The 19,941-nt window shown below is 58.4% G+C and carries 32 protein-coding genes; 3 read left to right on the plus strand and 29 right to left on the minus strand.

The window, feature by feature from the left end; genetic code table 11:
- Positions 1-7: 7 nt before the first annotated feature.
- The 4 genes from D8U73_RS18075 to D8U73_RS18090 all read right to left on the minus strand — a co-directional run bounded on the left by D8U73_RS18075 (position 8) and on the right by D8U73_RS18090 (position 2,100).
- Positions 8-655 (minus strand): phage tail protein, encoded by a 648-nt coding sequence (locus D8U73_RS18075; RefSeq protein ID WP_130905299.1) that lies wholly within the window; start codon positions 653-655, stop codon positions 8-10.
- A gap of 70 nt (positions 656-725) precedes the next feature.
- Positions 726-1,142 (minus strand): phage tail terminator-like protein, encoded by a 417-nt coding sequence (locus D8U73_RS18080; protein WP_130905300.1) that lies wholly within the window; start codon positions 1,140-1,142, stop codon positions 726-728.
- The gene (locus tag D8U73_RS18085) at positions 1,139-1,735 is read right to left on the minus strand and encodes a hypothetical protein (RefSeq protein WP_130905301.1); all 597 of its coding nucleotides are present in this window, start codon (positions 1,733-1,735) and stop codon (positions 1,139-1,141) included. Before D8U73_RS18085 ends, D8U73_RS18080 begins: the two co-directional genes overlap by 4 nt.
- Entirely contained in the window at positions 1,732-2,100 is a 369-nt protein-coding gene (locus tag D8U73_RS18090) for a hypothetical protein (protein WP_130905302.1), read from the minus strand. Before D8U73_RS18090 ends, D8U73_RS18085 begins: the two co-directional genes overlap by 4 nt.
- 22 nt (positions 2,101-2,122) lie before the next feature.
- Here D8U73_RS18090 and D8U73_RS18095 point away from each other — a divergent pair, with 22 nt between their 5' ends.
- Positions 2,123-2,425 (plus strand): hypothetical protein, encoded by a 303-nt coding sequence (locus tag D8U73_RS18095; RefSeq protein WP_130905303.1) that lies wholly within the window; start codon positions 2,123-2,125, stop codon positions 2,423-2,425.
- On the opposite strand, the gene D8U73_RS18100 is transcribed toward D8U73_RS18095, so the two are convergent.
- The 16 genes from D8U73_RS18100 to D8U73_RS18170 form a co-directional block, all read right to left on the minus strand.
- Positions 2,422-2,925, minus strand: a complete 504-nt coding sequence (locus tag D8U73_RS18100; RefSeq protein WP_130905304.1) for a DnaT-like ssDNA-binding protein — start codon at positions 2,923-2,925, stop codon at positions 2,422-2,424. The two genes, D8U73_RS18095 and D8U73_RS18100, sit on opposite strands and share 4 nt — an antisense overlap.
- A 57-nt stretch (positions 2,926-2,982) precedes the next feature.
- Positions 2,983-3,390: a hypothetical protein gene (locus D8U73_RS18105; protein ID WP_347239001.1), complete on the minus strand. Its 408-nt coding sequence runs from the start codon at positions 3,388-3,390 to the stop codon at positions 2,983-2,985.
- The gene (locus D8U73_RS29735; RefSeq protein ID WP_347239002.1) at positions 3,381-3,566 is read right to left on the minus strand and encodes a hypothetical protein; all 186 of its coding nucleotides are present in this window, start codon (positions 3,564-3,566) and stop codon (positions 3,381-3,383) included. The genes D8U73_RS18105 and D8U73_RS29735 overlap by 10 nt, the downstream gene beginning before the upstream one ends.
- 50 nt (positions 3,567-3,616) lie before the next feature.
- Entirely contained in the window at positions 3,617-4,585 is a 969-nt protein-coding gene (locus D8U73_RS18110; RefSeq protein WP_077046647.1) for a major capsid protein, read from the minus strand.
- A gap of 10 nt (positions 4,586-4,595) precedes the next feature.
- Positions 4,596-5,303: a hypothetical protein gene (locus D8U73_RS18115; protein WP_130905305.1), complete on the minus strand. Its 708-nt coding sequence runs from the start codon at positions 5,301-5,303 to the stop codon at positions 4,596-4,598.
- Between the two features lie 81 nt (positions 5,304-5,384).
- Entirely contained in the window at positions 5,385-6,053 is a 669-nt protein-coding gene (locus D8U73_RS18120; RefSeq protein ID WP_130905306.1) for a hypothetical protein, read from the minus strand.
- Positions 6,054-6,097: 44 nt separating this feature from the next.
- The gene (locus tag D8U73_RS18125; protein WP_130905307.1) at positions 6,098-7,189 is read right to left on the minus strand and encodes a minor capsid protein; all 1,092 of its coding nucleotides are present in this window, start codon (positions 7,187-7,189) and stop codon (positions 6,098-6,100) included.
- Positions 7,164-8,624 carry a DUF4055 domain-containing protein gene (locus D8U73_RS18130; RefSeq protein WP_130905308.1) on the minus strand — a complete coding sequence of 487 codons (1,461 nt, stop codon included), beginning with the start codon at positions 8,622-8,624 and terminating at the stop codon, positions 7,164-7,166. The genes D8U73_RS18125 and D8U73_RS18130 overlap by 26 nt, the downstream gene beginning before the upstream one ends.
- Positions 8,621-9,922, minus strand: coding sequence for a terminase family protein (locus tag D8U73_RS18135; RefSeq protein WP_130905309.1), 1,302 nt, complete (start codon positions 9,920-9,922; stop codon positions 8,621-8,623). The genes D8U73_RS18130 and D8U73_RS18135 overlap by 4 nt, the downstream gene beginning before the upstream one ends.
- On the minus strand, positions 9,909-10,370 hold the full coding sequence (locus D8U73_RS18140) for a DUF2280 domain-containing protein (protein WP_130905310.1): 462 nt from the start codon (positions 10,368-10,370) through the stop codon (positions 9,909-9,911). Before D8U73_RS18140 ends, D8U73_RS18135 begins: the two co-directional genes overlap by 14 nt.
- Before the next feature lie 30 nt (positions 10,371-10,400).
- Positions 10,401-11,024, minus strand: a complete 624-nt coding sequence (locus D8U73_RS18145; RefSeq protein WP_130905311.1) for a putative metallopeptidase — start codon at positions 11,022-11,024, stop codon at positions 10,401-10,403.
- 338 nt (positions 11,025-11,362) lie between these two features.
- Positions 11,363-11,566, minus strand: coding sequence for a DUF2158 domain-containing protein (locus tag D8U73_RS18150; protein ID WP_130905312.1), 204 nt, complete (start codon positions 11,564-11,566; stop codon positions 11,363-11,365).
- A gap of 69 nt (positions 11,567-11,635) precedes the next feature.
- Positions 11,636-11,884: a hypothetical protein gene (locus tag D8U73_RS18155; RefSeq protein WP_130905313.1), complete on the minus strand. Its 249-nt coding sequence runs from the start codon at positions 11,882-11,884 to the stop codon at positions 11,636-11,638.
- A complete protein-coding gene (locus D8U73_RS18160; RefSeq protein WP_130905314.1) occupies positions 11,881-12,072 on the minus strand; it encodes a hypothetical protein in 192 nt (63 codons plus the stop codon). The genes D8U73_RS18155 and D8U73_RS18160 overlap by 4 nt, the downstream gene beginning before the upstream one ends.
- Positions 12,072-12,302 (minus strand): hypothetical protein, encoded by a 231-nt coding sequence (locus D8U73_RS18165; RefSeq protein ID WP_130905315.1) that lies wholly within the window; start codon positions 12,300-12,302, stop codon positions 12,072-12,074. Before D8U73_RS18165 ends, D8U73_RS18160 begins: the two co-directional genes overlap by 1 nt.
- Before the next feature lie 59 nt (positions 12,303-12,361).
- The gene (locus D8U73_RS18170; protein ID WP_130905316.1) at positions 12,362-12,697 is read right to left on the minus strand and encodes a phage holin, lambda family; all 336 of its coding nucleotides are present in this window, start codon (positions 12,695-12,697) and stop codon (positions 12,362-12,364) included.
- Here D8U73_RS18170 and D8U73_RS29215 point away from each other — a divergent pair.
- Positions 12,687-13,181, plus strand: a complete 495-nt coding sequence (locus D8U73_RS29215) for a hypothetical protein (RefSeq protein ID WP_177435536.1) — start codon at positions 12,687-12,689, stop codon at positions 13,179-13,181. The genes D8U73_RS18170 and D8U73_RS29215 overlap by 11 nt on opposite strands.
- 185 nt (positions 13,182-13,366) lie before the next feature.
- On the opposite strand, the gene D8U73_RS18180 is transcribed toward D8U73_RS29215, so the two are convergent.
- The 9 genes from D8U73_RS18180 to D8U73_RS18220 all read right to left on the minus strand — a co-directional run bounded on the left by D8U73_RS18180 (position 13,367) and on the right by D8U73_RS18220 (position 19,186).
- A complete protein-coding gene (locus D8U73_RS18180; RefSeq protein ID WP_130905318.1) occupies positions 13,367-13,579 on the minus strand; it encodes a hypothetical protein in 213 nt (70 codons plus the stop codon).
- 120 nt (positions 13,580-13,699) lie between these two features.
- Positions 13,700-14,245, minus strand: coding sequence for a hypothetical protein (locus tag D8U73_RS18185; RefSeq protein WP_130905319.1), 546 nt, complete (start codon positions 14,243-14,245; stop codon positions 13,700-13,702).
- 331 nt (positions 14,246-14,576) lie between these two features.
- The gene (locus tag D8U73_RS18190; RefSeq protein WP_130905320.1) at positions 14,577-15,179 is read right to left on the minus strand and encodes a recombination protein NinG; all 603 of its coding nucleotides are present in this window, start codon (positions 15,177-15,179) and stop codon (positions 14,577-14,579) included.
- The gene (locus tag D8U73_RS18195; protein ID WP_130905321.1) at positions 15,176-15,646 is read right to left on the minus strand and encodes a hypothetical protein; all 471 of its coding nucleotides are present in this window, start codon (positions 15,644-15,646) and stop codon (positions 15,176-15,178) included. Before D8U73_RS18195 ends, D8U73_RS18190 begins: the two co-directional genes overlap by 4 nt.
- Positions 15,646-16,440 (minus strand): hypothetical protein, encoded by a 795-nt coding sequence (locus tag D8U73_RS18200; RefSeq protein ID WP_130905322.1) that lies wholly within the window; start codon positions 16,438-16,440, stop codon positions 15,646-15,648. The genes D8U73_RS18195 and D8U73_RS18200 overlap by 1 nt, the downstream gene beginning before the upstream one ends.
- Complete coding sequence (locus D8U73_RS18205) at positions 16,427-17,398, minus strand: phage replication protein (RefSeq protein ID WP_130905323.1); 972 nt, start codon at positions 17,396-17,398, stop codon at positions 16,427-16,429. The genes D8U73_RS18200 and D8U73_RS18205 overlap by 14 nt, the downstream gene beginning before the upstream one ends.
- 1 nt (position 17,399) lies before the next feature.
- Positions 17,400-18,122: a Rha family transcriptional regulator gene (locus tag D8U73_RS18210; protein ID WP_130905380.1), complete on the minus strand. Its 723-nt coding sequence runs from the start codon at positions 18,120-18,122 to the stop codon at positions 17,400-17,402.
- Positions 18,123-18,271: 149 nt separating this feature from the next.
- Positions 18,272-18,694 carry a phage regulatory CII family protein gene (locus D8U73_RS18215; RefSeq protein ID WP_130905324.1) on the minus strand — a complete coding sequence of 141 codons (423 nt, stop codon included), beginning with the start codon at positions 18,692-18,694 and terminating at the stop codon, positions 18,272-18,274.
- Positions 18,695-18,970: 276 nt separating this feature from the next.
- Positions 18,971-19,186: a YdaS family helix-turn-helix protein gene (locus D8U73_RS18220; RefSeq protein ID WP_130905325.1), complete on the minus strand. Its 216-nt coding sequence runs from the start codon at positions 19,184-19,186 to the stop codon at positions 18,971-18,973.
- Between the two features lie 87 nt (positions 19,187-19,273).
- Between D8U73_RS18220 and D8U73_RS18225 the strand changes: the two genes are divergently transcribed.
- Complete coding sequence (locus tag D8U73_RS18225) at positions 19,274-19,939, plus strand: S24 family peptidase (protein WP_130905326.1); 666 nt, start codon at positions 19,274-19,276, stop codon at positions 19,937-19,939.
- The last annotated feature ends 2 nt before the right edge of the window (positions 19,940-19,941 follow it).

Below are 19,941 nucleotides of genomic sequence, written 5' to 3' on the forward strand. Positions count from 1 at the left end.
GAACCCCTTAAGCGTTGTAGCGAGTTGGGCGGGAGGCGAACGAAAGAGTGATGGTCCGCGTCATTATGTTGTTACGGCTCAGCGTCGGGGTCGCCGTGATCGACACGTATGCGAAGTAGTAAATGGTCGCACCGCCCGGGAGGTTTGCGCGAATCAGGCGCGGCTCTTTGTCTTCGTCGGCAGCTTCAACAATGGCGACATATGCTTTGGCCGGATCATCCGCTACCGGCAGGGTCATGCTGCTGGCCGATTTGGTGGTCGGCAGTTGACGGTCATCGTCGTCCTCGAGGAATCCGTAGGTCAGGAACTGCTGCTCGCCACCGTTGGCTGTAGGCTCAGTGATTTGGGAGATCTGCGTCCAGCCGGAAGCCGCACGGACGGTACCCGCGCCAGAACCTGCTGGGTAATTCTTCACGCTAGTGGTGTCGATGCCTTCCGCAGCGAAATCGCCAGTATCCGAATCGATAACGCGAGCCGGTCGGCCGTTCAGCTTCGCCCAGGCGGAATCGATCACGATCACGTCGCCATCGACCAGTCCGTGGGCTGCAGCGGTGAGCACTGCGGGGCTTGCATTGCTGATCGCGGTAAACGCTTTCGGGGCGCTCAGGGTGGCTGCAATCTCGAAGGTGGTGCCGTTGGGAATCTTGACGCTCATGGGTTTTCCTCTTTGCAGAAATGACAAAACCCGCTCAATGACGGGTTCTGGGTTTGCCCAACGGGCTTATTCAGTTGGTGTCGGCTCGGTACTGGAACGAAACCGGCACGGTGTAGGTGGTGTCGTCGGGAATGCCGGGGCCTGGGTCTACCGGACTCATGGTCACCACGGTAAGCGCGCCTTTCGTGATGCGCTCGTACAGAGGGAACAGCGCGGCAATCTGGTCGGCTATCGCGCCGGCCGCGCCACGGTACTTGCCGGACGGCGTCACGATGCTGACCTGAAACACTCCAGTGAACAGCTTGTGGTCACCGGCGAGCGTGTTGCTCGCGGTGTCAGCTGGTAGCGCGAACGCATTCAGGTATGTCACGCCGTTCACAGGTGTATAGGCCTCGTTCTCGACGACGACCTTTAGTGGTACCGGCAGCGCCTTCGCCCAGGTGATTATTCTGGATTCGTAAATCGAGGCGATGATGTTGTGGCTCATACCTGGTTGTTCCTGATGGCCTCCAGCACGATCTGCTGGAAGCGGGCCACGGTGATGCGCACCATGCCGCCGGGCGCCTGGGTCGAATGTCCGAACTCGAGCGGAATCGCGTACGGCAGGTTGTTGATGAGGTAGGCGGTCTGTCCGGCAGTGAAGTCGCTCACGGCTGAAACCAGCGCGGCAATTGTCGACTGGCCACCGGGGTCAACCTCGTCAAAAGTGACGTTCTCGACGACATCAATCGAAAGGTGCCAATTGGCCCGGAACCGCCCGCCGACATAGCCTTCTGGTGCAACGATATCCATCCCGTCGTTCAGTTTGCGGCCTGGCTTGAGTCGGCCGGCTTTCGTCAGGTTGGTCGGATCGCTGCGCAGGCTGCTGTTGTGATCGTCAACGGCCTTGTTGTACTGGCGGGCCACAGTGTTTTGCGCCCAGATCTCCGGGTTACCCACCGGCGACATGCGGATGACACTACTGCCGACCTCGATGATGATCTCGCGCAGGCTGGCGTCGATGGCCTCCGTGGCTTGGGCTGCGAACTCGGCGAGACTCAGGGCGAAGCTGCCGGATTGTCCGGCGCCGGCCCGGCTCACGACCGCACCTGCAGCTCGTAAAGTATCGGCGCCCCGGCAGGATTGATCTCTTTCAGCGGCGGGACGATTGACCAGGTGCGACCTTGAACAATAATTTTGTTCAGCAGATCAGGCGCCCATTCAAGCCCCTGCGCGGCAATCTTGAGCTTCTTGTCGCCCTGCTTGATCAGGCTGTTGTTCTGGAATTCTTGACCGGTGAAGTCGAGTAGGATGCCTTGAGCGGTTTGCTCAGTGATGGTATCTGGCGGCGCGGTACCAGTTTCCGGGTCGTACTCGCCGACAGTGATTGCCCGGATGACCACGGGCTGACCGAACTCTGTGATTAAATCTAGGGTGGTAGCGGCCATTTCATCGTAAAAACTCAATTCCACTCTCCAAGAGGTACGCATGACAGGTTCAAGCGGATTACAAAAATTGAAGAAATCTGTAGATGATCTGAAGCACGCTATGGCGAACAACCATGGAAATATTCCCGCCAAAGCACTGACAGTTAAACGGTTGCTGGCTGAAGAGATCGCCACTTCCCCCCTAAAAGATCAGTACTTAGAGATTTATGATGACTGTTTCCCTCATGGAGGCTCCCCTAACATTGACCTTTTGGATGAGCTTGCGAACGGCGGTATGACCAAGAGATTGCCACTCACCGGTAAATATTGGTCTAGTAAGTTAGAAGAGGCCCTTGGGCTCTAGGCCCTGACGGCGAAAAGCCCCCGCTTCTGGAGATAGTCTGCAAACTGCGTGGCGCTCGGCCGACCCGGCGCCGCCGGCAACAGCCGCCCGCTGGTATTAGGGATCGTCGCGTACTCGCGAGTTACCGCCCCCTCAACACGCTCGAGTGTCACCGCGCCTTTGCGCTTCTCGACGGGGTCGATATCGTCCTGATGGATCTCCGCGGCTAGTGCCATCTGTCCGTACTGGATGCGCGCCGGCAGGTAGTTGTCTGGCTTGATTTCCTGATCCAGCACTACGCCGCGGCGCGGCCAGGCCAGAGCCTGCTCGCTATTGGTCTTCCGCCCTTTCCACGTCATGCCATCCATCGCCAGAGCGGCCCGACGCAGTAGCGCTTCTTGCGCAGGAATTTCCGCAGGAATAACCACGCCAAACTTCACGGCGTACAGGGCAAGGTCCTCGGCAGATGCGTAGCTTTCGGCGTCTGGGTTGCCGGTACCGTCCTCAATGATGAGAGTCATGAATCAGCTCGCTGTATGGGTTGGAGTCGGGCGCCGCAAACCCTGGCACCCGAATTATTACGCCTTTGGCAGGTCGGCAACTGCCTTTTCCAGCGATTCTACCGAAGCATTCGCCCGATACGTCACGTTGGCGGCGTCGAGCTGCGCCTTGAGGCTTGCGATCTTCTCGGCATTGTCGACGGGCTCCGCTGCCGCCTTGAGGCTTGCGACTTCAGCGCGGAACAATTCGACCTCGCCCGCCAGAGCATCGCGTTCACCCTCGATGGTGACGACACCTTCGTTGATGGCTTTCAGCGCATCAAACAGGCGGATCGGCAGTTCGCCAGCCCCCGGATGTTCCAGCTCCGACAGGCCTTCGGCGGCGTCGATCAGCAACACGATGCCGTCACGTTCTGCGTTCAATTTGTCGATCAATTCCTGTAACGCAACGCCGTCAAAATCAACGCTGTCGGCGATCAGCAGCACGGGGCCGAGTCGACCTGTCGCAACGTAACTTCTGGCAGATCCTCAGCCTCATCCTCGCGGCTTCCGGTGGCGTTCGCGTCGACAATGCGCAGACCGTTTTCCTTGGCCAGCGCCTTCACATCTTCCTGGTACTGGTGGAATGGACCGGGCAAGTACCAGATATTTTTTTGGCTCATGATCATTACCTCGTCGAGCCGGGCACGTCGCCCGGCTCAACATTCAGGAGTTACTTGGAAGCGTCACCGATCAGAGCCACACCGGCGGTGTGCTTGATGCTGGTGGCAGTCTTGTCCCAGTTGGTACCGGTCGCCAGTTCGGCGTCGGTTGGCGACTTGCCACCGGTGGTGGTGTCCCAGGTGTAACCCTTCAAACCCAGGCCGAAGGTGTAGTCGGTCTGAAGCGTGGTTTCGATACGCTCCTTGCCGTTGGTGGTCTGAACGTTGCTGATGATGTCGCGACCGTCGTGCACCAGCGCCGCGCCCTGCACCAGGGACAGGATGATCTCCTTGTTCGGGGTGCCGGCCTGCATCAGTGCCGGCGCGTCCGTCACTACGGAAATCTTGCCGAGGATGTCCACGACGCGAACGTTGCCCGCCTGGAACAACTGCTGCTGGTTTGCCAGGTTCTGTCCGACCAACTTGTGATAGCTGGTGCCCTGCATCACCTGGGTGACCAGGTTCTGGCTCGCGTCGCCGAACTTCGCATGGGCGTTGTTCAGACCGGCGTAGGTGATGCCTGCGGTTGCCGACACGTCGTTAACAGCAGCGGCCTGGGCGGTGATCGCGGCAACCAGTGCAGCGATTGCAGTGTTCAGCTGGTCCTTGAGCAGGATCTCAGCGAACGCGCGGCTCGCCACTTCGACACCCTGCGCAGTTGGACGCTCCAGCCAGGTCATCTGCGATGGCTCGTAGCGGATCGGACCGAAGCCGCCGGCTACCTTCACAGAGGTGTTCTTCAGCTCGGTCAGGTCGGTCGCAGCCACAGTGGCGTTTGCGCTGTAACGATCCACGCGACGCTGGGCAGCGGCCAGGGTCTGGAAGAACGACTCTTGAAGGAAGTCGCCTGTGAAGCCATCCGGGGACAGCACGATTGCACCGCGGCTTGCGGCGTTGAAAGCGGCGAGATACTGATCCAGTGTCTCGAGAGTCGCCGGCATGATGTATTCGTTGAAAACCTGCATTTGCGACAGGGACATGAGTTATTCCTTACGATTGAGGGAGATCTGGGAACCGGCTCGCGATTGCGGCCGTGCGTTCCTCTTTGGTGCCGCCGATTTTTCCTTTTGCGGCCCCGCCGCCACCTCCAGCACCAGCAGCCCCGCCGCCCGATGCCTTGCTACCTGCGATCAACGGCGCGAACGCCGTATCGTTTGCGAATTCCGCTTTCAGCTCATCCAGCGTTGCCGCTGAGAGCTTGCCCTGTGGGTCGAGCACGACCACCACGGGCTTCCCGTCGCGCTGCTCGACGGCCAGGCGGCGCTCGATGTGCGGCAACAGGGCTTTGGCGCTGCCAGGGATTGCCAAGGCAGACGCGATATCAGTAGCGGTACGGCCGACAGTCAGATCCCGGATCTGCCCGCTCAGCGTTCCACGCTCCTGCTCCAGCATGCCGTTCAGCTCAGCTTCGCGGCGGTTGTATTTTTCAGTCCAGGATCGTTCGAGCTCTTCGACGTTGCCGGACTTGCGAGCGGCTTCCTCGCGATCAAGGCGGGCCTGCTCTTCAGCATCCTTGCGCGCCTTGTCGGCGGCCTTCTTCTCGTCCAGCAACTCTTGCACCTTGGATTTGAGGCCGGACACATCTTCTTGCTGCGGCAGACCTTCAATGCCGAGTACGAACTTGCCGTCCTTCTCGGTGTAAAGAGCGCGCACGGCTTCGTCGACACCATCCAGGCTGTCCAGTTGAAATTTCAGCATTGGTTGTCTCCCAGAGACGTAGGTGCAGGCCCTGCCTGCGGGCATAAAAAAACCCGCCGAAGCGGGTTTGTAGTGAACATCCTAGATCCAGTTGTCGTAGCGATTGAGTAGAACGTTGTCCATCTGCCTGAGGCTGATTTCCCGACCAAGCTCCTCTTCAAACAGGCTGCGGATCTGCATATAAAACGCGATATATACCGCATAGTTTTTTGACATTCCCGCTGTGGTAGGAGCAAAAACCAGCCCCTCCTCGTCCGCAATCCATTTCAACGCTTCCCTAGCGCGCGAATCAACCATTGGGAAAAGCGTTGGATAATGGAAGTGCAAGTATTTCGATGCGAAGCTGCTAGCGTCTTTTTTGGTTACTTTAGTGACGGCCTCGCAAAGTCGAGAGTGCACCTTGTTCACAGCAGTACTTACAGACCCATTAAGCCGAGCGCCAACAGGTAACAGGGACGCTTCTAGACTTAAGTCTGAGCTGCAAATAGATTCAGCTAAACGTGCATAGAAACCGCCAGTAGAGCCTTCGTAGCCGTCTTCATCATCCTTGGCGCGCCGCTCCACTGATGCTGCCAGACTACGTCCAATGATCAGCGCCTTTGAAGCTACCTGCACAAGGTCGGTATGGCTGGGGTTCTCCCGCACAAAGCTATACAGCGCTTTATTGGCAGGGATGAATATTCCGCACCCTGCATCCGTGCCTATAAACACGTCTGATAAGTAATGCCGTTTTTCCTTTTGTAACTGCATGCGCCTCTCCTCAGTTGAGGCTTAATCATGCCATTTCATTACCATTATTTGGTCAGTTGTGCTCTCTCAAACGCCAGCGGCTCCAGATCTTTCATCTGGCTCAGGGTAAGTGGTCTAAAATTCCGATCCAGCTGAAGCTCGGAGAATCGCTCGATGCTCAGCCCGCCTTCGCGGAACAACTTTGCCCGGACCGGTCCGATAGCCCTGTCCTGAAACGCTGCCGGCTGCTGCTTGAGCCAGTCGTAATAGCTGAGGTCTGCCCTCACCTGCTGCGCGCCACTGTCACCGATGGATGCCCGGGTGGCGTCCTTGGCGAACAGGGCGCTGAAGCGGGTTACCGCGACCACCGTCGAGCGGCAGTTGATATGTATCGGCGGCCGCGGCCCCTCCGTCAGCTTGAACCGGCGCTTGTCGAGCGTCCGACACTGGCTGGTCGTCTTCGTGTCCAGGGTGCTGACCCACTCCACCGACTGTACGACATCGGAATTCTCTCTCAGCGTCTCCATGCGCGCCTGGGTGGCGACGTGCTGCACCGCTGTCCGTACGATCGCACCGGCGTTCCGGTTGGTCGTGGCCAGTATGCCGTCGTTGTACTTCAGCGCCTTGGTACCGCGAATGGTATTGAGGATCTGGAAGTTGGTCTGGCCTTCGAAGAAGCCCTGCCGGATCGCGCCTGTGAGTCGTTGCCGCTCGGTACTAGTGAATCCCTCAATAAACGATTCGAGCAGCTTCCCGCCGTCCGCACCGCGCACGCTGAGCGGATTGGAGAGGATGGCAGCACGAATTGCAGCAGCCCCTGGCACCGCGGCGTCGAACGAGACACCCACCGGCGCCGCTCGGGTCAAACTGGTAGATTCAAACTCAGCCTCGTAGTTGGCGATATCCACCAGGTCGAGTTTCAGCTTCTCGCTGTACCGATCGAAGATGCCTAGCAGCAGGCTGTCGACTTCGCTCAGCAGTCGCTCCAGCCGAGCGACGGTGTAATCCGTTAGGTCGGCCCGGGTCAGCCGCTCGCGGATCGAGCGGTCGATCTCCTTGAGGAAAGGTCCGAACTTCGCAACCTCCCCGGATTTCAGTTGCTCAAGAAAGACCGCGTGCCGAATCGTGGCATCAAGGATCGCTTGGTTTGCTGCCATTCGGGGTTACCTCATCGTCTTCCAGGTCAGGACCTGGATTCTCCGTTTCCAGTTCGTCTCGGATCTGGTCGTCGGTCTTCTCGGGATCGATAACACCGCGATCGCGCAGGTACTGCCAAAAGTCCCCGGCCGGCAGCTTGCCGCCCTGCACCGCATTGAACAGCGCAGCGAGAATCGTCGCGTCCAGGGTGATCTGGCTGAAGTCCTGATTGAGCTTGTAGAGCGTTTCGCCCGTGGCGTTCACAAACTCAGCCATCCAGACCAGGCACTGGCAGTATGCCTCGCTGACGTTGCTGACCACCAGGGACAGGACGCTGTGTTCGGCGGCGCTGTCGTTGTCAGCCTGGGTCGCGGTCTTCACCGCACTGCCCCGTTCAATCAGTCTGGCTCCGAGGGACACCATGTCCTCTTTCTTGGCGTCCATGGCCTCTTTGGCCACCGTGTTCGGCTGAGCCTGCCAGACGCCGCATGTGCCACTGACTGGCAGGAGCCACGGTGCGCGGGAGCCGAGGAAAATGCCGTTCTTCTCCATGTGGTCGCGCCACTGCTCATCGAGCCCCGCCATCCACGGTTGAGGCTGGCCTACCAGGTAAGCCGCTTCCTCATAGTCAGCGCTGTTGCGGTAATGCCCAATATTCACTTCGGCCATGTCGTACAGCGGCGAGTCGTCGACCGTGGTGTCGTTGTTCTCACTGCCCAGAAACTGGAACGGAATGATCCGCCACGGCTGGCCCAGGCCATTCAATGGTGCGAAGGGCGCGACGGTCATTGCCGTCTGAGTGGAGCCCTGCTCCCATACCTCTTGCGTATAGACGCCGGTGGCATCCAGGCGAAGCACGCGGTATTGGACGACCTGCTCACTACCAAAGCCGTCATCAGTATCGACGTCGACCGTCTCGCGCAGAACGACGAGGCACAGCAGGTGCTGGCCACCGACCTGACGGGTCTTCCAGTTGATGATCGATTCGGCCGGGTAGCTGGCGACGTTCGCACGAGCTCGGCCTGCTTGTTCGTCGGCCTTGCTCACGGTGCCGGCCTGGACAGCCGCGTAATCCACCAGCAGCCCGTGGCGGCCAACTTCGAGCAAATGCCCAATGACCGATTGAGACTGCTGGTAGATGCTCACGCCTTGCCCGTCGATATCCTTCGAGATGTAGTCGAGAGCGCTTGGAACATTCAGCGTCGGCCAGGTGCGGAACACCGCACCAACAAGGCTGTGCTTCGTCCTGCCTGTGGCGTTGTAGAATACAGCGCGCTTCTTGTACGCATCGTAGCGGTCCCGGTTGTCCTGGCTAGTGTCCGATGCGTTCGGCCGCGGCAGATATCGGTCGCCAGCGGCTTTGATAGTTTCCGATCCTTTGCAGACGTCGCGCACCAAGCGCCAGCGGTACTGCGCCGCGTCGTACTCGGGACGGGTAAAAGTGACGTCCGTCATCGGGCGACTCCCATTTTCATTGAGGTGACCGGCTTCACGATCGGGTACTCGCGGTGGATGAAGTAACCGCCGCCGTCGTTGGCGTGGTCATTGCCCTGGCTCTTGTCTGGCTCGCCGTTGGGCGCCCAGATTTGCTGCTCAAGGCCGTCTGCATAAGTCGGGCAGGTAAATGGATTGACCAGGTAACGCCGCTCGCCCTGCGAATTGCAGAACATGGCGTTCATGGCGTTTATTCGATCCTTCACCGGTGGGTTTGCCGCCGGTGCGATGACTGCGAAGCCGGCCTGTTTCAGCATCGCCAGGTCCGTGACGCTCGCGTTGACCGACTTCCTTGAGTCCCCCGAGGCGTCCGGATAGATCCGGATCTCGCAGGTTTTCTCGAAGTCGTTGCCGTTGTGCCGCCAGTAGCGCTCCTTGATGCGGCGAATCATGTCCGGTGTGTCGTAGCCATCCATCAATTCATCCACGGCGCGCGGCAGACCCTGGTCGCGTTTGACGTGGGTGATCGCCGCCATCTTGCCGACGTTGAAGTCCATGCCGATGAAAAGAGGCTCGCCTGGCTGCACAGTGTCAAAGCACTGGTTCAGCTTGCGGTCGTAGGCGTGATAGATCGAGCCAGAGGTCAGGTTGACGAACTGGCCATTGAGGTATGCGCGGATCAGCTGCTCGGGGTATGACTCCATCAGCGAGGCGATGTAGTCGTCCGGCAAGTTGAGTTCGTTGTCGAAGGTGCTGGCCTGAATCAGGCCGTACATTTCCTTCAGCGCCGGCTTATCGCGCAGTTGCTTTACGAACTGGAGAAAGACAAATTTGAACCCTTCCGGCGTCGTGGTCACATCCACGCCGTTCTTAAGCCCGGGCAGGTTGTAGCGCATCCGGGCAATGATCTTGCGCCAGGCCTGCTGAGCCTTCAGCGACGTCAGCACGTCCAGTTCATCCACCAGGGCGTGGCCAATCTTGAAGCCGACGATTGTCTGGGGCTTCTCCATCGAGCGACAGATCACAGTGCCGCGATACTGCCGGCCGCTGTAAATGTAAACCTCATGGTTCGCCTGGTTGATCTTGGTCTTCAGCCCCCAGTCGTAGGCCACCTCCTCCATCGTGGGATAGAAGATGTCTCGAATCTGCGGGTAGGTCGGCGCGAAGTAACCAGCGTTGACGCCTGGCCACTCCATGAAATGCTTGCTAAGTGCCGAGCAGCCCACCCAGGTCTTCCCTGAGCCGAAGCCAGCAACGAAAGCGCGAAACTTGTGGGGCAACAGAAGGAACTGCGACTGCGGAACGTTAAGGCTCGGCATTCGGCTTCCTCGCATCCACTACATCAACCTGGATACGGGTCGGTATCGCCGGCTCGTCGTCGGGCTCGTCTTTCCGGTTGCGGTTGACATAGATGTCGCCGACTTCCTTCGCGGCCTGCTCCAGGATCTGCATGGCCAGGCCGATGTTCTTCATCGTCTCGGCCTTCTCCACAAATCGACTCATGGCACGAAGGCGGAACGCTCTGTTAGCGATCGGGATCTCGGCTGTCTCTTCACGAAACCGCTTACGGGTGTCGTGAAACAGGGTCTGCCACTTCGCATGCAGGTTGCGCCCTACGTATTTCGTCGGGTCGTACGCTTCGCACTGTTGGCGAGTGACATCGAGACCGAATCGCTCTTTGACCGACGCAACAACTTGCGATGGCGTGTCAAAGCAGGCGAGTGCCTGTACTACAAAGGCTTTCACCTCGTCTCTGAGTGCGGCCATAGATGGGCATCCGTCAAAGTACTGTCAAAGTCAGGCCGACTTGAGCAGACAGGTTCCGCAGGCCCTCGCAATGTTCAATTTCCCCACCTCGGCGGGCTTGTTCGCTGCATCCACCAGCACCTGCACGTCAGCACTCGCACCATAGCGGCGGACGACACCGACGAACTCTTCAACGTCATGTCCCTGCAGCTTGATCTTCGGCGCGCCGTCCTGGGTGAACGCTGGTTGGCCATACTTATCGGTCGCATGAGCCAAGTGATACAGCTCGTGTTCAATCAGGGCGCAGAACTCAAGGTCGCTGCATTGGGCGCAGTAGTCAGCAGCCAAGGTGATGATGAAGGTCGGCACTTCGCCGAACCAATCACGCATCTGTTGTTCCATGCGGGCTTTCTGCCAACCACCGGCGCGGAACGTGACTTGCTCGGCTTGGCCAAGCACTGTGCGCCCCTGCTTCTTGAAGGCTGAAGAGGCCCACATGACTCGGATGTTTGCATCCAGTAGATGGGCATGGTCCTCGTTGTGGATGCTGCCGGTGTCTGCAAGGATCTCGGCTTGGAGCCACTCCCATACCTCAGGTGCTGGACTAAGACAGATACCGAAATCGTGCAACTCTGACAGCTCGACCAGTGACGCGGGAGGACGCGGCCGATTCATACCAGAAGAACCTTTTCAATTCAGAGTTCGCCCCCAAAAGAGGGGCAGATTGCCCGCCAATGCGCGCGCCAGCCGGGCCTAATGGGCGCTCATAAACCAATGAGGCTCAAAAGATGAAAAAAGTGATTTACTCAGTGCTTGCAGTAGCAGTCATCATTTTCATGATTGCGCCGGAATGTGTAGAGCCCGGAATTATTGCTTGCCTGCTCAGTAGGCCCTGATATTTGCAATCTCGGCTGGGTAGGCACTGTCGATTGCCTCCCAGTCGGTTGCTTGGTTGTCATTTGCTCTGCAGATATAGAAAGCCCCGCAGTTGGCGGGGCTCAGCTGAATATTTGTTAGCTTCGTCCGCGATACGCCTCGTCTACTGCCTTCAACGAAGCCACATCGAAAACATCCTGGTGCTTAGTCTTTCCGTCGAACCAAACACACATCGCACCATCTTCGATGCCTCTCGTTTCCCAGTTTCCGAGGTCCTGAATGGTCATAGCTGGACCGCCACTTTTTAACTCAACAACATCACCCTTCGTAAAGTCTGACATCTCACAGCTCCTTGCATGAATGAGCTGCAAACATATGCGCCGGACGATATCATTTCAATAGCAGTGGTGTCAGTCAGTCTCTAGCAGCACATCAATCAACCTCTGCTCACCGAGGCGCATGGCGCCGAGGCATTGCAGGTCGTCGCACTTAGGGCCCAACCCAAATACCGTCACCTCCCCTTTGGGCCCCATGAGGGTCAATGCGCCCACGGTGCACTCCGGATGCACACCAGCATCGAGGTCGTCTGCGATCTTCCTCAGCGTCTTGGCAGCATCACGCCATCCATCACGTTTGAACTCAACGAGCTTTGCCGTCATGCCTTCACCATGTTGTGGGTCTGTGCGTGAGCGTGCCCGTGCAAGATGGATACGACCAAGCCTTGAGGCAGTCCAGCGGCTTTGGCCGCGTCGATCGCCTTGGCGATGGCGCCATCCAGTTCGGTAACTGCTTGGTTGATCGCAGGGCTCAGTGGTAGCGCGTGATGCAGGCACGTCACGGTACTCATCAGCTGAATGGATCAGCGGGTTTTGCGATTGAGCGCACAAACCACATGAAGCCCTGCTGCAGATTCGTTTTGGCCAAGGCCAGCAGCCGAAGGTCGACGCCCTCGATCTGGCCGATCTGCTTGAACAGCTCGCCGGCGTCTGCCTCCAAGGCCTTGATCGAGTTCATCCCGTCGATCTCGCTCTGGGTGAGGTCGCGGTAGCCAGTAATCTTCTTGTGCTGGTTGTCCATGCTGCGTTCCTCATCGCGTGTCGCGACACAATTTATGGGCTCGATAAAACGTGTCGCGGTTACTGACCCGCCCCACGTGTTGGGAATCTGATTTCGGCGATCCGATCGGCGATGTCAGCAAGCTTCTTCACGCCAAGGAAGCCGATGAACACGCCAGCAGCCGTCGCCAGGTTCTGCGGCAGTCCGAAGTACTCGAGGACCGGAATCAGCCCGATGGTAATGAGTGTGCAGATCGCCGCTTCGAGAAGGGCTTGGCGCCGAGTTCCTCCGCCGTAGATGATCCTGATGCCAGCCATCAATGCGGAAAGGCCCGCCGCGTAAAGCGTTGGCGAGTGCTGGCTCAGCCATGCAAGCACGATGAGCCAGGTGTCTGGTTTGTCTGGCATGTTTGGCATCTCGATTCCTCCCCGTCAGGGAGTCAGGAATAAAAAAGCCCGGCAAAAAGCCGGGCTCTCGGTGTTGGGATTGTCACATCCCGAAGGATGGACCGGATCTGCTTTTCTTTCGCTGCCTCTCCGCCTCAGCCTCCTGATGGAGCTCAGCGTCGGCTTCCCTCTGGCGCTCGGCCTCAGCTTCCGCATCTCGCTGCTCAAGCAGCTTGATATAGCCCTCGGCTTGTTCGCGGGACGGATACGGATTGCCAATGGTCTTCCCGCCGATGAACACCTGATAGAGTTTCTGGCCCGTTTTGGAGCCACGACCTTCATTGATGTGGTACTTCGACATACGATTCCTATCCGCGATGACAAAGTGCCACTCTACCAGAGGCAAGAACGAAAAAGCCCCTGCAAGTGGACGCCCTGTATAGGTGCGCGGTCTTTCCCGCTGTCCGCCAAAGACCTTCCCAACATCGACGCCCCTATGCATCGATCTCGCTGATTCAGTCTCGCGCCACCCTGGAAGCATTGGTGTGCAGGGTACGCGGGCTGCCGGTGTTGATTCCGTACGTCGCACTATCCGGCTATCGACGTCCAGGCATTCCCGAGGGCTGCCCTGGCCACAGGTGAATTCGAGGCAATAAAAAACCCGGCGCGGAGGCCGGGTTTAGTCGAGGCTGGAAAGCCTCAGATGGAGCGGGGAACTGCACCAGCAGCGATGCAGCTACACCAGATGGCGGATACCACGGTTGCAACAGGCTTGAGAAACAGCGCGGTGAAACTTTGGATCTCGATCATCTTACTACCCTCGTCCGCGAGCGAAATAACTGTCGCGGTCAGCATTTCTGGAGTTGTGTAAAGCACGGTCATGAAGACCGCCATAACAAACAGCAATGCCATCTGGGTAGCTGTGAGAGCTGCCGGAATCGAACCGTTCGCCCCCCGAAGCTATTTCGTCACTCCTCGATACACGCAGGAATGACAGGATGGGTGAATAATGGCTCATTGGCTCACTTGCCGTCAAGCGGCTTGTGTACCAATAAGTCCCTCTGCATCCAACAGGACTTGAGCAGACATCAAAGCCTCATCCACTTCGCGCTCCAGCGACTTGCGGATATCCCTCCTCCACCGCTCTTGGGTCTTGATCGGGTGCGGCTCGTTTGACCAGTTATCCATCTCGTACCAGCCGGCCGGCAGGACGTTGGTCGACCGCTTCCCGTCCACGCCCGCCAGCTTCGGCAATGCCCAAGTAACGACAGCACAGTGAAGGAACCGCTCAGGGGCCGGAGACCGCATGACCTTGGTGAGCTCGGCGATTGCTGCGTGCTTGCGCTCGGTGTGCGTCGAGAACTTAGCGACCAGTGCCCGCCAGTGCACGGCAGACAGTGACTTGTGCAGCCGGCCGAACACCCAGCAGTCGGTGAGGAATGCAGCCTCTTTGCCGACGATCTCACCATTCTGCTTGGCGCATTGCACCTTGGGTTCAAAGTCGCAGCCGCCAGCGGAGTTGATTGTTTCGGCGGCGAGCGCGCGAACCACTGCTGATACCACGTTGCGATACATCATGCTGCAGCCTCCTGACCGAATCGTGATTGGGTAAGGTATTCTTGCGGCCCCTTTAGACTCGCGACTCTTGAAACATGTATTACGCACTCTGGTTTGTGATCTGTTCGGATTACACAAATGCTTGTTCCGCACCTCGAGCCGTTGAGGCCGTTTTTCGTTCCGAGCATGGATGCATGGAGGAGGCCAAAACCTGGCAGGGCCAATTCGGCGGATACCGAGATAAAATCCTTTACGTCCATTGTCGCCCATCCCTCGCTGGCTTCCCTCATCCATTGAAAGGGATTCGCGAGGAACCATAGGCTTCGCATCTTCAATCGGTATCCGGCACTTTTCATGCTGCTGCCCTCTTGAGTTCTTTGATCATTGCTCGGTATTCGGCCTTGATGGTCTTGATTTCTTCTACGGAAAGTTTGCAGGGCGGGTGAGGTCCTTCGATCCACGCTACTTTGTCCGCGCCGATGCGCTGCACTAAGCGAACGCGGTACTCGACCGCGTTGCCGGACAGATTGCGATTGCACTTCACGCATTGCCGGTGGATGTTCAGCGGCTCGAATCGCAGCTCCGGACAGGCACCCACGGAGCGATAGTGCCCAGCGTCCCAGCGACTGCCGGTGATCAAGTCATGGTCGTTGGGCAGCGAGTCGCAGCTGATGCATGGCAGGTCTGCATCGCGCAGTCGGACGAATTCATTCACTGCGGCCTGGGCCTCCCGCAGGTGTTCCGCCCTACTCTTCAGTTTCTCTTTGCGAACCTTGATCTCGCGGCGCTCGCGCTGATCAATGGCCTTGCGCGCTTTGTCCTGGTTCTTCGGCGCATCGATCATTGCGCATGCCGGGCTGCAAACTGCCTGCCCCATACGCGCGGGGACGAATGAGGCCCTGCAGGTAGCCACGCGGCATTTCTTCGGCTTGGGCTGCTTCCGTTCAATCGTCATGCAGCCTCCTGGCTCAGAAGGTCATCGAAGTACACGCCCTGCGGTGCGAAGCGCGCGACGATGCGGTCGGTGTAGGCTATGCCCTGGGCACGGTTGAACAGGCTGGTCACTGGGAATCCGTCCGGACCGAACAGCTTGCAGCCGCCCATCATGGCCAACTTGGTCTCGTACGGTAGGTGGCGGATAACCCGGTACCACTCAGCTTGGAAACCGGCATCCTCGTTCAGCAGGATCTGCACGCCTATGTGCAACTTGCAGTACCGGCGGGCGTCCGCCTCATCACCGATCTGGGTCATCTCGGCGATTCGCTTGTACATCGCGAACCACAGACGGTTCTGGTCGAGGGTGCGGTCCTTACCCGGGCGCAGGGAAACCACAACGAACTTCTTGTCACGGAACATGGTGCTGAGTTTGGTGATGGCCTCGGAGAGCTTGGCTTGGCAGTTGACACTGATTTTGTAGGTCATCACAGGTGCTCCTTTCGCATCAGTTGCTCTAGCGCTTTTAGTTGCTCAGCCTTGCGTGAGGCGAGTCGCCGGCGCTCTGCCCGCGCATCCCATCGGGATTGAATTTGTTTGCGGCGGCGGAGTACCTGCAGGTCGTCCCTGACTTGCTGCCAACGAGCCCGAAGCTTTGCGGATGGCTGCACAGCTGTCCCTGTTAGCAAGCCAGCAATGGCCTGGCCATCTTCGGTGATTGGCGCAATGCGAAGGTCCTTCAAGTACTGGGCGCCGGTTTGCTGGCTGATCAGATGCATGCGAACGGCCGATTCAATGGCCGTTACCCGCCGCACTGGGTCATGGCCTAGCGAAAGACTCCAAGACACCGGGGTCGCTTCGGCGCGAGCCTGGGCTACCAGGCGTTCGTACGCACTCATGAACGCCATTCGCGCGCCGACCTTGTCACCCAATCGAAGGATCGAATCAGCCGCAGTCATGGCTTGCTGGATCTCAGCGGTGAGAACGACAGTTTCGCTTTCGTCGTGCCCGCAAAGAGCAATCGACCATGCCTCATCCTTGCCCGGGCGGCCGTCGGCGGCCTGGACGCGCTGCAGGATGTCCGCCATGGCCAGCTTGCCCTTCACCTCGAAGCGGCAGCCTTTGAGCGCAGCTTTCACGACGGGCACGGAGTAAGCGCACAGGTCTTCAGCCATCATCGCCGCAGTACCTGGGTTCATCTCCTGGCCCATGGCCTCAGCCGTGGCGCAGATCGCTGCCGCCAGCCCGGCAACCTGCTGGTCATTCATCTCAAAGGTATTCATTGCGTGCCCCCGCCTGGCGCTTGGCCAGAACCATCTGGGCTGCCTGCTCGGCTGCCGATGCGTTCGCTTCAGTGCGCTCCAACTGGCGCGCGGTGGCACCGTTGATGCGCTGACCAGTCACCCACTGGGTGTGATAGCTCTCGGCGTTGGCCAGCAGCTCGTTGAGGCTGTGGCACTTGCGAAGGACGGCGGCATCGCTGGTTTTCAGGAAGTGAGCCGCGACGTGATGGGCGACGTCGGCGCCGAGGCGGTCAACGAGTTGGCCGAGCTGGCCACCGACTTTGGCGTTCCACACTGGCCAGGTGCTGTAGCGTTTGCGATAGGCCATGGCGTAGTTCGCCCAAGCTTTGAAGGTTTTGCAGGACTGGTCTTTGGGGCCCGGCATGTCGGCGGGAATCTCGACGCGGGGACCGTCGGTGCGATCAACCACCAGCACCAGGTTGCGGGCCGGCTTGTCCGGGCCGGCTTGCAAGTCCTGACTGGTATCCTGATTGGTACCCTGATGATTGGTATCCTGATTTGTCGGAGATTTTTCCGACCCTTGCTCGGATTTTTCTCCGACCTTGCTCGGATTTTTTTCCGAGGTAGATCGGATTTTTTTCCGACCCTTGTTCTCTGGAGGGGTCGGATATTTTTCCGACCCATCAAGCTTCTGATTCCACTCGATCGCCTTCTCGGTCAGGCGGAACAGCGTGATGTTCGAGGTGCTGGAAAGCTCAATCAAACCGGCCTCTTCCAGGGCCTTCAGCATGCGGTAAGCGGTGTCCGGCTTGTCAGTGAGCAGCGGCAGCTCCTCGATGATCTTGGCCTTGCTCAGCGCGAAGAAGATCCCATCGTCCGTCTTGATTGGCTTGGTCCAGCTGGGGCAGCCATAGACGAAGGCGAACAGCAGGGCCTGCTGGGAGTTCAGCCCCCACTCCAGCGCCTTCACCTGGTTGATCGTGACGGTGAATTGCATATCAGGCCTTCCCGACCAGTTTGGCCAACTCGAGGAAGCGATCCACGTACCAATGAGGCTGCGTTTCGCGGGGAGTTTGAGGGCTGGTGAGGTTCTTGCCGAAGGCCATGCCCTTCTCGGTGATCGACCAGAACGGGACCATTTCCTGCTTAGAGTTCTTGCGTTTGAGTTGCGTCAGGTAACCCCTGGCCTCAAGTGCACGATTGAATGCCGCCGGCGCGTAACGGATGCCATGGTCTTTCAGCAAGGCTGTGGCTGACTTGGTGGGCATCGAGGAACCGCCAGCTGCGTCGGGTGCAGCGTCCACCGCGTAGCCTGGGAGAAACCTCGGATCTAGTCCGTTGTTCTGTGCGATCTTAGTCAGCATTGCCATCTGGCAGGACTGGGCGGGCTTCAGCAGGCGCGTGAAGCACTCCATGATGGCGATCTCGCCGACGACCTTTGTGCCATTGAGCAGAACCTGCTCGCGGGCGCCCTGCTGCTGTTCAAGCTCGCGCCACCGGCGAATCACCTTCATGCGCATCGGCGCGCTGTAGCCGGTGAGCAGGCAGTCGGTGTGCTCGCGATCAAGCATGTATTCGACCTGCTCGCGGTTCTGGCCATCCAAATAGATGTGCTCAAAACTGAGTACATCTGATTTCAGTTCTTTCAGCATCCCGGTGATGTCGCGCTTCACGTTAGCGTGCCGCTTACCGGTGACGTTGGCGATCTCGCGGGAAGACATCGTGGTACGCGACACGTTTTCAGAATTAACAAAACGTGTCGCGACATTGGTCGAGGTATTGCTTGAATTGGGTTGGCTCTGCATAATCCGCCTCATTGAGTGGTATCGAATTAGCCGGGGCGCAATCCCGGCTTTTTTGTGCCTGGGATTCAGGCGGCCTTCACCGATGCATCCATCACGTCCAGGCTTTGCCGGACGTGGTTGATCTCTTGGCGAATCAAAGATTTTTCGAAGGTGCTGACATGGTCGTCGCCGAGCGCTTCGTGCACGGCGATAGTCAAATCGGCCACTTCCTTGCCGACATTGATGAGCGATTTGGTGAGTGCCTGAGGCTTAGGAGCAGACTTGGCGACCAGGTCGAAGCCGAATTCATTTGCGAGCGTAGCCAGAGGCCGCATGTCGCCGGTGTGCAGCAAGATTCCGAACAAATGCTCCACGGTCAGGTGGTGAGCATCGTTGTCTGGGTTGGCACGCTGGAGCAGGCCAACGTGCGACACACCCATCTTTGCCGCCAGTGCTTTGGCTTCGTTATCCAGAACAGCGCTTTGGCAGGCCCGCAGAAAATCTTCCATTCGTAAAACCTCAAATTTGTTTCCGTGGTGGCTTTACGCCAACAAAGCGATGATCTGGTCATCAACTGATCAGGGACGCATCCATGACCACTCACTCCGAATTACAAGGCGAGATAGCCGCCCTTTGCTGCCTGGTGGCTGCCTTGGCTTCCACCCTTCCCTTGTCGTCTCAACTCAGGCTGTGGCCTGCATTCGAGCGGATCGCCGATCCTTTACGGGATCGGCTCTGCACTGACGAGTTGCGTGGCTTTGAACGCGCAACCATTGCGCTGAGCTCTAAGCCGCCATCTCCGCCCAGGGAAACGATGGGCAAAGGGTCTCTTTCTTGAATTTGCCCTGGGTCAGGTCCTCAGCTCGCTTTGCGACAACTGCAGACATTCCGTGCTTGCCGCGAACCCAGCCAGAGACCGTGCTTTGATCAACCTTGAGCCTCTCGGCCGTGGTTTCCTGCGTCCCGAAGAAGGTGACGAGGTCCTGGAAAATAGTGTTCATAACGCCCCCCCATACGGGAATACCCATATAGTAGTTTATGGGAATACCGATTTGCAACAATATGGGAGCGCCCGTAATACTTGCCGGATGGAATTTAAAGATCGTTTAAAGGCCGCAAGGCGCCATGCAGGTCTAAATCAGGTTGAGTTGGCCGTACGCGCTGGCATCACCCAGACATCGATTTCAGACCTTGAGCGTGGAAAATCTAAGGCCACTGCACACGTGGTGAAAATTGCTGACGCCTGTGGTGTCAGCGCCAAATGGCTGTCCGATGAAATTGGCCCGATGACTACGGGTGGCGGCAATTCAGGCGCTGAGAGCTCAAACGTCGGCGAAGCCCGTCAGCCAGTAGAGTCCTTTCGCTATCCGGTTATCAGCTGGGTCGCCGCGGGTGCTTGGGCCGAGGCAGTCGAGCCCTACCCGGCCGGCTTTTCCGATCGCTACGAATTCTCCGAATACGACTCGAAGGGCCCAGCGTTCTGGCTCGAGGTCAAAGGCGACTCGATGACCTCACCTGTCGGGCAAAGCATCACCGAGGGCACGCTGATCCTTGTGGATACTGAAGCCGAGGCTGCCCCTGGCAAGCTCGTGATCGCGAAACTGCCGGACAGCAATGAGGCGACCTTCAAGAAGCTGGTCAACGACGGTGGGAAGCTCTTCCTGAAGCCGCTGAATCCCGCCTGGCGGATTGAGCCATTCACCGAGGACTGCCGGATTGTTGGGGTAGTGGTACGTGCGCTTCAGAAGTTTTGACC

The organism is Pseudomonas sp. Sample_22, assembly GCF_004307635.1.
GTDB lineage: Bacteria > Pseudomonadota > Gammaproteobacteria > Pseudomonadales > Pseudomonadaceae > Aquipseudomonas.